The 13,580-nt window shown below is 40.4% G+C and carries 10 protein-coding genes; 3 read left to right on the top strand and 7 right to left on the bottom strand.

What is annotated here, in order from left to right:
* Positions 1–199: 199 nt before the first annotated feature.
* The gene (locus tag AACU25_RS11270; protein ID WP_045871573.1) at positions 200–439 is read right to left on the bottom strand and encodes a hypothetical protein; all 240 of its coding nucleotides are present in this window, start codon (positions 437–439) and stop codon (positions 200–202) included.
* A gap of 213 nt (positions 440–652) precedes the next feature.
* Positions 653–1,540, bottom strand: a complete 888-nt coding sequence (locus tag AACU25_RS11265) for a carbohydrate ABC transporter permease (RefSeq protein ID WP_096575616.1) — start codon at positions 1,538–1,540, stop codon at positions 653–655.
* 86 nt (positions 1,541–1,626) lie between these two features.
* On the opposite strand from AACU25_RS11265, the gene AACU25_RS11260 reads away from it, so the two are divergent.
* Together AACU25_RS11260 and purN are read left to right on the top strand one after the other, a co-directional pair.
* Positions 1,627–2,211, top strand: coding sequence for a hypothetical protein (locus AACU25_RS11260; protein WP_096575614.1), 585 nt, complete (start codon positions 1,627–1,629; stop codon positions 2,209–2,211).
* On the top strand, positions 2,208–2,882 hold the full coding sequence (gene purN / locus AACU25_RS11255; protein ID WP_096575612.1) for a phosphoribosylglycinamide formyltransferase: 675 nt from the start codon (positions 2,208–2,210) through the stop codon (positions 2,880–2,882). The genes AACU25_RS11260 and purN overlap by 4 nt, the downstream gene beginning before the upstream one ends.
* Before the next feature lie 89 nt (positions 2,883–2,971).
* On the opposite strand, the gene AACU25_RS11250 is transcribed toward purN, so the two are convergent.
* The 5 genes from AACU25_RS11250 to AACU25_RS11230 all read right to left on the bottom strand — a co-directional run bounded on the left by AACU25_RS11250 (position 2,972) and on the right by AACU25_RS11230 (position 10,567).
* Complete coding sequence (locus AACU25_RS11250; protein WP_096575610.1) at positions 2,972–7,714, bottom strand: tetratricopeptide repeat protein; 4,743 nt, start codon at positions 7,712–7,714, stop codon at positions 2,972–2,974.
* 254 nt (positions 7,715–7,968) lie between these two features.
* Positions 7,969–8,550: a CPBP family intramembrane glutamic endopeptidase gene (locus tag AACU25_RS11245; RefSeq protein WP_096575608.1), complete on the bottom strand. Its 582-nt coding sequence runs from the start codon at positions 8,548–8,550 to the stop codon at positions 7,969–7,971.
* A 164-nt stretch (positions 8,551–8,714) separates the two neighbouring features.
* Complete coding sequence (locus AACU25_RS11240; protein WP_096575606.1) at positions 8,715–9,782, bottom strand: DUF3326 domain-containing protein; 1,068 nt, start codon at positions 9,780–9,782, stop codon at positions 8,715–8,717.
* Between the two features lie 163 nt (positions 9,783–9,945).
* Positions 9,946–10,128, bottom strand: a complete 183-nt coding sequence (locus AACU25_RS11235; protein ID WP_096575604.1) for a hypothetical protein — start codon at positions 10,126–10,128, stop codon at positions 9,946–9,948.
* A 121-nt stretch (positions 10,129–10,249) separates the two neighbouring features.
* Positions 10,250–10,567, bottom strand: coding sequence for a 2Fe-2S iron-sulfur cluster-binding protein (locus AACU25_RS11230; RefSeq protein ID WP_096575602.1), 318 nt, complete (start codon positions 10,565–10,567; stop codon positions 10,250–10,252).
* 287 nt (positions 10,568–10,854) lie between these two features.
* Between AACU25_RS11230 and acnB the strand changes: the two genes are divergently transcribed.
* Positions 10,855–13,485, top strand: coding sequence for a bifunctional aconitate hydratase 2/2-methylisocitrate dehydratase (gene acnB, locus AACU25_RS11225; protein WP_096575600.1), 2,631 nt, complete (start codon positions 10,855–10,857; stop codon positions 13,483–13,485).
* Positions 13,486–13,580: the final 95 nt, after the last annotated feature.

Raw genomic sequence — 13,580 nt, 5'->3', positions numbered from 1 at the left:
TAATTCGTAATTACTTAGTAGTGTGCTGTCGCACAGCATAACGCACCGACATATCATCTACAATTCCAAGCGTATTCAAGGTGCGTTAGCCTACGGAATAACACACCTAACTCTGTATATGCAAAGCGACTATTTTGCGATTGATTATCCCAAAATAGCCGCTTTAACTACGAATTACAAATTACGAATTACGAATTGTTTAGTCTTGTTGACGTAACTGCCAAGCTACACCAAAAGCTGCCCCAGCACCGGCTACTAAACCAGTACTCATTCCTTGTATAGTTTTTTGTATAGGATCTTGAGTCAAGCAGTCACTAGTAACTGTTTTGGCTTCCAAACACATAGTACTTTCTGCCCAACTGGTAGTACCGCCTAAAATAACACCACTCAAACTACAGAAAACAACCAGCATTAAAAGGCGTTTAGTTTTTCTATCCATATCAAGATGCGTTAAATATTGCAGTTAGTTAATAATCCTCAACTAGGATACACATCCTGGGACAGATTGTCAGCTGTATCAACTTGTGTTTTACGTGGAGCATGGGGCATGGGGCATGGGGCATTGGGAGACAGGGGAAAAACCAAACACCAAACACCCAACACCAAACAACAATTACCCATTACCCATTACCCATTACCCATTCCCTATTACCTACTCCTCTCCCCAAGTTCGCAATTGCAAATACACCAAAACTAGAGTTACTGCTAGTAACACCGTTGCGGCTGCGGCTGCATAACCAAAATCAAATTGACCAAATGCTTCTTGATAGATGTAATAAACTAGCAAATTCGTCGAATTTAGCGGCCCGCCGCCTGTAATCACGTAAACTTGCTCAAAACTCCGCAAGGTAAAAATAGCAGTGGTAACAATCGCAAATATTAAAGTTGGTCGCAATCCGGGGAGAGTAATATGCCAAAATTGTTGCCAACCATCTGCACCATCTAATTCCGCAGCTTCGTAACGACTGGGAGGAATGGCTTGTAACCCTGCTAAAAACACCACCATATTAAAGCCCAGTTGTTTCCAAATACTCAGTAAAATAATTACTGGCATAGCCCAAAACGTATCTCCTAGCCAAGGAATCGATGGAATACCAAATATATTTAAAAATCCGTTCACGGGGCCAGTGGTTTGAAATAACCAGCGAAATCCTAAGCCAGCGGCTACAAGAGAAATAATTGAAGGTAGAAAATAAGCGCTGCGGATGATGCCTCGCAAAGCTAAAGAACGATTTAATAATACTGCTAGCCCTAAAGGAATCACTAAACTGGGAATTACCGTGGCAATTGTAAAATAAGCGGTATTAGCCAAAACTTGCCAAAAATCGGAATTGAACAGCAAGCGCCAATAATTTTTGAAGCCGACGAGATAAGTACCTTTTGAGGTAAAACTACCAGCTGTAAAACTGAGATAAAACAAATAGGCGATCGGCCAAATGATAAACAGACCTAGTAAAATCAGTGCGGGTGTGAGAAAAACCCAGGCGGCAACTGTATCATTATCTAGCAGTTGCATCTGAGAGGAACGGGATGTTTTCATAGCGGTTTTGGCTGTTGAATGCGGTAGGGTGTGATTCGACGCAGAGGTACTGCTAAGATCCTGTCAATTCTATTTGGCTCAAACGAATGCCTCACATTTTCCCCTACTTTGGCAAATTTGCGATCGCCAGCACAAAGCTGACCTCTAGCGTACTTATAGCATTATCGATGACACTCAATACAGCTGTGCTGGCTGAACCTGCAAAATCGCCAATTCCTAACCCAGCACCGACAAATCAGGCGATACCAACACCAGTCCCTAATCCAGCGCCTACAGAACAGTCTACAAACCCCATTGCCCAAAAATTAATCGGTGAATGGCAAACTAAAGACCCTTCATCACCTGTGACGCTAACTTTTATGTTCTCGCCAGATGGTAAATTATATGTTCTGTCGCCTGATACAAAAACTTCTGTAGCTGTGGAATTTCAATATCAGATCAACCCTACAGCCCAACCAATGCATTTAAATGTCATAGTCGCTAAAGAAAAACAACCAGTACTGACAATTTTTGAATTTACACCTGATGGTCAACTGCGCTTGCAATTAGATAATACCGACCCTGGTAAACCACGACCGACAGCTTTCTCTGGGACAGCAACCCTATTCACCAAAGTTTCTGATACCACGAAGCTACCGGAGAATACCAAGTTTATTAACCCGCAATTATGAGTCATAATTCTACAATCGATACTGCTACGACTAGTTTAATTTCGCCCAACATTTCTAGTGAGGTCTTAAAAACCAGCACTCCCTTAAAATTAGGCATTCTCGCTTCTGGAAATGGCAGCAATTTTGAGGCGGTAGCTCAAGCTATTGCAGCCGGACAGCTAAACGCCCAAATTAAAGTTTTAATTTACAACAACCCTGATGCTAAGGCTGCTGTGCGGGCGGCGAATCGGGGTGTAGAGGCGGTATTGTTGAATCACCGCGATCGCAAAAATCGTCAAAAGTTTGATGGGCAAATTGTACAGACTTTGCAGCAGTACGATGTAGATTGGGTAATTTTAGCTGGCTGGATGCGGCTATTAACACCAGTATTAATTGATGCTTTTCCTGACAGAATTATTAATATTCATCCCAGCTTGCTACCAAGTTTTAAGGGTATTCATGCGGTAGAACAAGCTTTAGCCGCTGGGGTAAAAATTACTGGTTGTACGGTGCATTTAGTATGTTTAGAAGTAGATAGCGGCCCTATTATCATCCAAGCAGCAGTACCAGTGTTAGCAAATGATACCGCAGAAACGCTCCACGCCAGGATTCAAGTTGAGGAACACCGAATTTTACCACAAGCGATCGCCCTAGCCGCACACAGGCGATCGCTCATCCTCAATCATGCTTAAACATTAATTGTTTTTTAGTAGAAAGGGGAAAGGTTGTTCCTCTTCCCTTTTTTCCTAAACCAACCAGTGCTATAAATCTGGGCTAATTATCATAATCCATTGCCAATGAGAATAAACGGTGCCCAATAATAAGGATGGCTGAGATTACCTGCAACATCTTGCTGTTTACCTGAAGTCTGATAATTCCCGGTAATTAAAGCTATTTGCGCTGCTTGCAAGGCTTCTGCTTTCGTTGTGTTGGACTTTTTCAATGCAGAATAAAAATTATTCATTAAACTTTGGGTACCACCATCATCAACAGACCATAAACTAGCGATCGCAGCTCTAGCGCCTGTTCTTTGAATTTGGTAGCCAAAGCCCAAAATCTCTTTACCATCACCTAACTTATCACCTAAGCCAGTTTCGCAAGCACTCAACACAAATAAGTCTACATGAGGTAAATTCCAATTTTGCACATCGCGTAGAGTCGCATATTTACCATTACCAAACACAATAAAAGAATCTTCTGGTTGACCAGCCACAAAGGCTGCATGGGTGGCTAAATGTATAATATTGTAGTCATTCATTGAATAAACAATATCTGGGTTAAATTGGTCATCAACCACTTTTTTAGTATTATCAATTGTCGCTGCTATTCCTTCCACTTCTCGCCCAGCAAATTGTAACCCTTGAAAGTTAAAATCTTGGTTAGCAACTTTCACATTGACACTACGTTGAGCATTAGCAAACGCTGCTGCTAAAACTTGCAATTGTGATTGTGGTTTGGTGGTGAAATTGGTCAGACTCAGAGCAGTAATATTATTGATGCGGAAGCGTTGTACTAACCATTCTTTCCCATCATATAAAGCGGCTAAAGGTATGTAACGCAGTTTGCCATCAGGGGCGTAAACAATAGTTTTAGTTTTAGCTGCAACTAAGTCTTTTTCTATAGGTTTAATCAACCATTCATAGAGTTGACCAGCAGCAGCTTTCGGATTACTAGTGGGAGTTTGTAAATCCCGGCGATATTTCTCAATCGCTTTGTTGAGTTGTTCTTGTGTTACTGCAACTGTGCGATGGATAGGAGGAGCGTAAGGAGTTGCTAAAACTAATTCTAATCGGTCTTGAAGAACTAATGGATAAAGAATTACTGCATCTTGACCCAATCTTTGTAGACTATCTTGAATGGTTTTTACCTGAGTTTCTAAGTTGATATTTTCTCCTCCGGTGCTTTGTTGTAACTCTGCTACCAATTTTTCTACTTCTGGATCTTTGAGAAATTCACCAAACTGTTTGCGAATATCTGTTTGTAATTTTCGCAATTCGACAATTCGCTGCTGTTGGCTAGTTGTTCTTTTACTTGCAGGTTGAATTTTTTCTAGTGAGTCTAACTCTTTACCCAACGCCACTGCTTTCTCCAGAATCGCATTTGTATTGGGGTCAGTAGGTCTTTGTGGCGATGTATTTTTCTGGCTAATATGTAGAAAATCTTTCACCTCTTGCAGTTTCAGCAAATCTAATACCTGCTGCGCCTCGGCTATCTTACCTTGGGAAAGTAATAAATCAGCAAACTCGCGATAGATATCTGCTCCAGTTTCACCTTTAGCACCAGCTTGTAGGAAGGATGTTTGCAACTGTGGCGGTAAACCTTGAATTTTTTGTCGCACTTCCTCTATTCCACGAACAGCTTTTTGATAATATTCAATAGCCTTATGTGGCTGATTTAAACTGCGATAAGCACGAGCCAAACCTGTATAAGCACCACTAGCACTCCCTGGAATATTGGGAGTGGGATTTGTTTTCAGCGCTTCTTCATATAAAGATATCGCCTGTTGAATTTGCCCCGATTTGCGGTCAATATAACCAAGTTGATTTAAAGCACTATATTCTAGCGATCGGTCTTTTAGCTTCCTTGCAATAGTTAATGCTTCTTGGGCTGTAGTAATAGCTTTTGGATAATCTTTTACGCTTTCATCAACACCACTTAAATTTATTAGCGCCACAGATTTTAACAAAGGACTTTTACTTTCCTCAAATGCTGTTGCTGCTTGTTGCACCAATTCAAGTGCTTTTTGAGAATTTCCTTGGTTATCATAAATACCGCCTAACGCTAGCAGCGCAACACCTTCAGCTAAATGATTTTGCGTTTTGCGAGCACTGGTCAGCGTTTTTTGGTAAAAGGAAATTGCTTGTTGATAGTCTCCTAAATTATTGTAAATAATACCTAGCGGAAAGGAGGACACTACATCTGCTATTGGATTTTTAATTTCTTGAGCAATAGCTAAACCCTGTTTGGCAACATCAATTGCTTTCGGATACTCTTGGAGATCTATATATGCAAGACTTAAAGCACCCAAAACTTGCGATTCTAAAAAACGGTTTTTACTCTCTCGCACCATAGCCAAGCTTTGTTGTAGAAACTCAATGGCTTTTTGATAATCTTCTTTTATAGAGTAACTATTACCTAAAACAAATAATGCCAACCCTTCCAAATCAGGATCTTTAATGATCTGTCCATTTTTTGAGGGATTTTCTCCTTTAGCAATTGCTAAGGATTTCTGACTCAAGTCAATGGCTTTGAGATAATCTCCCTGTCCCATATAAATATAAGCAATATTTCCCAAAACATAACCTTCAAATTTAGTTCCTTTAGTAATAGATAATGCTTGCTGAAGTAGCTCAAGTCCCTTTGGTAAATTACCCATGTAGCCGTAGGCACTACCTAAAAGCATTAAAATCTTACCCTCATCATCACGATTTTTAGTTTCCCTTGCTATTACTAGGCCTTGCTGATTGTATTCAATGCTTTGAGGTAAGTTTCCCTGTAAAAAATAATCCGCTCCCACTTGCATTAGGGTACGTTCTTCTAAATCTCGGTCTTTGCTCTCCCTCGCTATTTTAATAGCTTGCTGATAGTAATTAATTGCTTTAGCTTCCTCTTGAGCTTTATTAAAAGCCTGACCTAAATTTATCAGCAGTAGCGCTTGATTTTTGACATCTGGGATTTCTTGAGCAATAGCTAGTGCTTGCTGATAGTATTCAATTGCTTTTTGGTATTTATGTAAATTATAATTAGCGAGACCAAGACCTCTCAAAGATGTGAGTTGTGCTGGTCGATTTTTAATTTCTTGAGCAACAGCTAGCGCTTGCTGGTCGTATTCAATAGCTTTTGGGTAATCTTTGAGAGAATAATGGTAAATACTACCGATATCATTCAATAAATCAGACTCTTGATCGCGCTTTTTCAGTTCACGAACTATAGCAACACTCTGCTGATAATAATCAACTGCTTTAACATATTCCTGTAGGAAATTATATGTCCTCCCCAAACCGTAAGCTAATATTTTAAATTCACTTCCCCGGTCTTTAATTTCTCTAGCAATTATCAAAGCCTGTTGAGCATTAGTAATTACTTTTTGATAATCTTTAAGAGAATTATAGGTGTCACCCAGAGATTTTAGAATACTTAACTCACAATCACGCTTGTTACTTTTTCGCTCAATTATCAATGCTTGGTTATAATAATCAATTGCCTTAGTATATTCTTCTAACTCTGCATAAGCTGCACCAAGAGAATAAATATCTCGTGATTCACAATTGAGTTGGTTTATTTCTAAATTAAGTTTGGTATTTTGTTGAATGTACTCTAGGGCTTTTGGCTGATTTTTTAAAGCCTGGTAAGCTTTGCCAATGTTATATAAAATACTGGATTCCCTATCCTTATTTTTTATCTCTCGCGTAGGTACTAATGCTTGTTGGTAATAATTAATTGCTTGCTGGTAATCTTTGAGCTTATAGTTGTAAACATCACCAATATCTTGCAGGCTGATAGATTGATATTCACTATTTTTAATTTCTTTGGCGATCGCTAAAGTTTGCTGATAATAATCAATGGCTTTTTGATAATCCTTGAGATAATTATAGTAAATATTACCTATAGCCCGAAGAGTGTATAACTGAGCATCACGCCGATTAATTGCTTGAGAAATTTTGATAGATTGCTGATAGTAGATGATTGCATTTTGATAATCTTTGATTGAGTTATAACAATCACCTAAACCGAATAGGATAGAAGCTGTTAAGTAACCATTGCTAATTTGCTGTGCAACTACTAAGCTATTCTGATAGTATTCAATAGCTTTCTGGTAGTTATTCAGTGATTTATAGCTATCTGCCAAACTGTTTAGTGCAATAATTTTTAATTCAGGTTTATGAATCCGCTCTGCAACTGTAAAACTTTGCTGATAGTAGTCATTCGCTTTTTGGTAATTTTCTTGGCTATAGTAGATATGACCAAATCGTCGCAAAATATCTGCTTCTAATTCACCATTTTTAGTTTGTCTAGCAATGACTAGCGCTTGCTGTTGGTAATCTAGAGATTTGGTATAATCTTTTAACGATTTGTAGGCTACGCCTAAAATACTTAAAGATTTTCCTTCTATTACCGGGTCTTTAATTTCTCTGGCAATTGCTAAACTTTGCTGAGAATACTCAATCCCTTGATCATTATTATCTGAGAAGACATAAGCACTACCTAAACCTTGTAATGCTTTACCTTCTCCTTGACGGTCTTTAATTTCTCTATAAATAGTTAGTGCTTGTTGAAAAGATTGCAAAGCCGCTTCATATTGATGTTCATCAAGTTGCTTAGTTCCTGTTTCTACAAGCTTATCGGCTTCAGCCTTACGGTTTGGCGCTGGAGTTACTTTACTCGTATTTGGTGTTTGTGCTACAGCACTGTAAATTTTTGCTTGACCAGACACAGCCGCAACTATCAAAATTATCAAGGTTGCGGTAATTGTAGAGAAGCGATATATGCTATTATTTCTAGCAAATTGTAGAGGTTGATTCATAGGGAAGGTTTAAATAAATCTGTGACAAAGGTGTTTTATCTTCTCTACAGATATATTTCTCTGCCTTCCTAACTTATGCAAGTAGTAGTTAAAAATGTGACATTTATTAATAAATACAGGCTTTGATTTCTTAACTTTAAGCTGTCGCAATTAAATATAATGAGTTTAAGCTAAACTTAAATACTTTGCAAAAAGCTTAAGCTCATATTATTTAGATTTAGCGAACATATTAACAGCTTCTTACAATTTAGGTTTTATACTTTTCGCAATTTCCACAAGTAACTAGAAATCAAATTCGTTATCACATGGGCAATAATTGGCACTAGCAAATTGCCACTCAATACCGCACCATAGCCTAGCATTAATCCAACAATAGTTGCCCAAATCACATAAGGCCATTGTTGAGAACCACTCAGATGCAATACTCCAAAGCAAAGACTGGATACAATCACAGCAACATGATCCGCGCCTAAAGCGGGAATCATCACACCCCGAAATAATAATTCTTCACTTAATCCCGGTAGCAATCCCAGCCAAATAATATCTGGTAAAACTAAAGGCTTTAGCACCAAGTCTAGATAATAATCTGCGCTTTTACGGTAGGCTGGCACAAAGCGATAAGTTAAGCCACTCACAAGAGTAATAATTAATCCTAGTCCCAGCCCCAAAAGCAAATCAGTTTCATTCCAACGCCAAGGAAACAGGGAAAAGCCACCAAAGCGCAACCACAATTTAGCGACTATCCACAAAATAATTGCAGTCGCTCCCATCGCTCCCAATACTTGGATGCGTGTCAGGTAAGGAATTTCTGGTTCTTGTTTTTGTTGTTCAACCACGGGTGTTTAGGGGAATTGGGGACTGGGGATTGGGGATTGGGGATTGGGGATTGGGGGATTGGGGACTGGGGACTGGGGATTGGGGATTGGGGGCTAGATAGGGATTATGGAAAAAATAATTTATTAATTTTGACTTTTGACTCTTGACTCTTGACTTTTGACTCTTAACTAATAACAAGTTGCTGTAGAGAATTTATTTTTGGACGGAGAGCAGCGGGATCTACACCTGCTTTGTGTGCTGCTAAAACACCTACTGCTTCTAAATATGAGTTTACCTGTATGGACTTGATTCCTAAAGGTTCTGGAGGAACTTGGATCTGAGTTTGGTTTTCTGCGACAGTAATAATTTGGCATTGCTTCTGATTTAGGCGCAAAATTGCACTACTACCACAAGCGGTTGCTGGTATTATTGCAGCATCAACTTGCTCTGACCAAATATCTTCTGGTAGATATTTGATTGTTCCTTTCTCTATGATAAATTGTGGTGCGCGACTTAAACCTACAAGTACGCACGGTAAAAAAGTATAGCCTAATTCTTCGGCGGCGGAACGGGGAGATAAATTCGCATCTGGTGGGAATGAGGCTAAAGCCGGAGCATGGGCGCAGGGAATTTGAAAAGTACGCACAATTAAATGGCTAATGACTGCTTCTGCACCTGCTAGGGGATCTACGCCTTTACCTTGGCGATAGTTTTCCACTGCTGACGCTTCTATATCATCGGGGAAACGGGCTACTACTGCGATCGCATCTGCACCCGCTTGTTTAATTAATACTTCTGCTGCTCTTAATAAACTATCGGGGTTACCAATTGTCCCCCAACTAATCCCCGATGGTGATGTGCGTAATTCTATATTTAATGGCGTATCTGTGACAACATAATCTGTCAAGCTTAACCCGAGGGTGGCTCTGGCTGCATCTGCTGCTTGCAAGTGTCGTAGCCTTAGTTCTGGGTCTATCCCTTGGTCTAAAAGTAAACCTATTTTATTTCGATGTACAGGGCGCAAACCCCATTCTCCCGCAGCAAATTTGTCTAATCCGTAACCTTCAACGTATAAAGTGTTGGGTAAATTCCAGTACAAACTTGCACCATTGAGGACATTGGGGTGAGTAATGAGGCGATCGCACACCTGTGATATAACTCTGGCTACAGGTAAAGCATCCCCGGCATAACCCCCAATTGCTGCACCCACACCAGTAGGTACAATTAAAATAGCAGTATATGGACGTTGCATAAAATAGTTGGTAATTGATAATTCGTAATTCGTAATTATTGTCCTATGCTTTTAGACATGCAGATTTTCAAACATTCATCACCATGTGCTTGACTTCTCGATTGAGAAATCAAGGGTCTTATACTAGTTTGTGAATTACGAATTACGAATTACGAATTAGTAATTATTCTGCACTTGCTGTAGTAACAACAGCTTCCACAGTAGCCTTTTCCTGTTCTGTATCCACAGAGGTAATTGCCCAACGTAAAGGTTCACCCTGTTTTTCTAATTCTGCGGCGATTGCTTGCTCTAACTCTGTAGGAGTTTCTTGGAGGTCAATTTCTGCGGTAATAAAATGAGTAGTCATTCTCGCCTATCCTTGTTATTATTGCTTTCTAGAATAACTGATATCAGCATAAAGGATGAAGTATTAAAAGATAAATTTCTGTCAAATTTTCATCCTTTAGCCTTGATATTTTATCCTTTAATTAGCCTCTGCCAAATTGCAACTGATAAAGTGTATCTTCTTTTTCAGTTTCCACTTTTATATCAGAAAGAGGTCTGGCTACACAAAGTAACACATAGCCTTGTTTTTGTAATTCTGGACTAACGCCCATACCATCAGTTTGATCTACAGTTCCCTCGCTAAGTTGACCAGCGCAAGTTGTGCAAACACCTGCACCACAAGAAGTTGGCAAGTCCAAACCAGAAGATTGAGCAACTGATAAAATAGTTTCGTTTTCGGGCACTTGCAAAGTATAAATTTTGCCTTGGTGGTTAATCTCAACGGTGTATGTTTTGGACATATACAAAAAGAATGTAATTTAACTAACAAAGGAAATATTTTATCTGATGAATAGACACACAACCAAGTCGAGAAATGCCAACCCAAAAATTATTTTCAAATAGATTTATTGGCAGAAGTAGCTATACAGTGATAATTATAAGTCCTGGCCAGACCAAAAACTTCAAGTAGGGAGACTCATTACCAGTTGATACCGTGAATGAAGACTTGTAAGCTTGAGTTCTCTTGAAATATAGGCAGTGATTATAAACACTAAAACCATTTTTGGCTAATATCTTGGAGTGTAGAATGTTGGAATCATATCGTCAACACGTTGTAGAAAGAGCTGAATTAGGAATTCCCCCCTTACCGCTAGATGCCAAGCAAACTTCAGAGTTGTGCGAATTACTGAAGAATCCGCCCAAGGGTGAAGAAGATACATTATTGCATTTATTGCGCGATCGCGTACCCCCTGGAGTTGATGCTGCAGCTTATGTCAAAGCAGGGTTTCTCACAGCTATTGCCAAAGGTGAAACCAAAAGCCCCTTAATATCACCCATCCAAGCAGTAGAATTACTGGGAACGATGGTAGGTGGCTATAATGTGCAATCTTTAATTGAATTGCTGCAAACTCCTACTGTATCTGTATCAGACTCTGCTGAAACTCCTTTAGTCATGCAGGGACAAGGAAAGGAACCCATCGCCGCTTATGCCGCCAACGCCCTCAGCAAAATTTTGTTGGTGTATGATGCTTTCCATGATGTTTTGGAATTATCCAAAACCAATCCCTATGCCAAACGCGTCATAGACTCTTGGGCGGAAGCTGAGTGGTTTACTGTGCGTCCCCAACTCCCAGAAACAATTACCGTTACAGTTTTCAAAGTTCCTGGGGAAACCAACACCGACGACTTATCCCCCGCCCAAAGTGCTACCACTCGCCCGGATATTCCCTTACACGCCTTAGTGATGCTAGAGTCACGGCAACCGGGAAGCTTAAAAACCATTGCCGAGTTAAAGAAAAAAGGACATCCTGTCGCCTATGTTGGTGATGTAGTGGGTACAGGTTCATCCCGGAAATCTGCCATCAACTCCGTATTGTGGCACATGGGTAATGATATTCCCTTTGTTCCCAACAAACGCGCTGGGGGATATATTTTAGGTGGTGCGATCGCGCCTATTTTCTTTAATACAGCTGAAGATGCTGGTGCTTTGCCTATTCAATGCGATGTCACCAAGTTAGAAACAGGTATGGTAATTACTATCCATCCCTACAAAGGCGAAATCACCAACGAAGCCGGCGAAGTTATTTCCACCTTCAACCTCAAACCCGATACCATCCTCGATGAAGTTCGTGCAGGTGGGCGCATTCCTTTATTAATTGGGCGTACCCTCACCGACAAAACCCGCCAAGCACTTGGTTTAGAACCCAGCAGCTTATTTATCCGTCCCCAAGCACCGGAAGATACAGGTAAAGGCTACACCCTCGCCCAGAAAATGGTAGGGAAAGCTTGCGGATTACCCGGTGTGCGTCCTAGTACATCTTGCGAACCCATCATGACAACAGTTGGTTCCCAAGATACCACAGGCCCCATGACCCGCGACGAGTTAAAAGAACTCGCCTGTCTTGGTTTCAGTGCTGATTTGGTAATGCAGAGTTTCTGTCACACCGCCGCTTATCCCAAACCAGTAGATATCAAAACCCATCACGACTTACCAGACTTTTTCGCCCAACGTGGTGGCGTTGCTTTACGTCCTGGTGATGGTATCATTCACTCTTGGTTAAACCGGATGCTGCTACCTGATACCGTCGGAACTGGTGGCGACTCTCACACCCGCTTCCCCTTAGGTATTTCCTTCCCCGCAGGTTCTGGGTTAGTAGCCTTTGCCGCCGCTTTGGGTGTCATGCCTTTGGATATGCCAGAATCTGTTCTGGTAAGATTCAAAGGAGAATTACAACCTGGTATTACCCTCAGAGATATTGTTAACGCTATTCCCTACGTCGCCATTCAAAAAGGATTGTTAACAGTAGAGAAAGAGAACAAGAAAAATATTTTCTCTGGGCGAATTTTAGAAATGGAAGGCTTGCCAGATTTAAAAGTTGAACAAGCCTTTGAATTAACAGATGCATCAGCAGAACGTTCCTGTGCAGGTTGCACAATTAAGCTAAGTCCAGAAACAATTGCTGAATATCTGCGTTCTAACATTACGCTGTTAAAAAACATGATAGCCAGAGGCTACCATGATGAGCGTACTTTGCTCCGTCGCATCGCCAAAATGGAAGAATGGTTAGCCAATCCTGTATTACTGGAAGCTGATGCAGATGCAGAATATGCCGAAATCATTGAAATTGATTTGAACGAAATCAAAGAACCAATTGTTGCCGCTCCCAATGACCCCGATAATGTGAAATTATTATCGGAAGTTGCTAACGATCCAGTACAAGAAGTATTTGTTGGTTCTTGTATGACAAATATCGGTCATTATCGGGCAACAGCTAAAGTTTTAGAAGGCGCAGGTGAAGTAAAAACACGCCTGTGGATAGCACCGCCAACCCGCATGGACGAACACCAATTAAAAGAAGAAGGTGTATATAGCGTATTTGGTGCGGCGGGTGCAAGAACAGAAATGCCAGGATGCAGTTTATGTATGGGTAACCAAGCGCGAGTTGCTGATGGCACAACTGTATTTTCTACCTCTACCCGCAACTTTAATAACCGCATGGGTAAAGGTGCAAGAGTGTATTTAGGTTCCGCCGAATTAGCCGCAGTTTGTGCATTATTAGGACGCATTCCCACAGTACAAGAATACTTGGATATTGTGGCGAATAAAATTCATCCTTTCGCTGAGAATTTATATCGGTATTTGAACTTCGATCAAATTGTCGGTTTTGAGGACGAAGGGCGCGTGATTTCTATAGAACAGCAGGCTTTGTTGGTATAGTTTAACTTGGGTGAGTCTTAATGACTCACCTAAAGGTTGTTAAAGCTTGACTCTACTTAACTAGAGTGAATTGAAAACAGTGCCGTCAGGAAGCA

It is taken from the genome of Tolypothrix tenuis PCC 7101 (assembly GCF_963874875.1).
Lineage (GTDB): Bacteria > Cyanobacteriota > Cyanobacteriia > Cyanobacteriales > Nostocaceae > Aulosira > Aulosira tenue.
The sequence above is the reverse complement of the archived record's forward strand: the minus strand, read 5'-3'. Positions and strand labels throughout refer to the sequence as shown.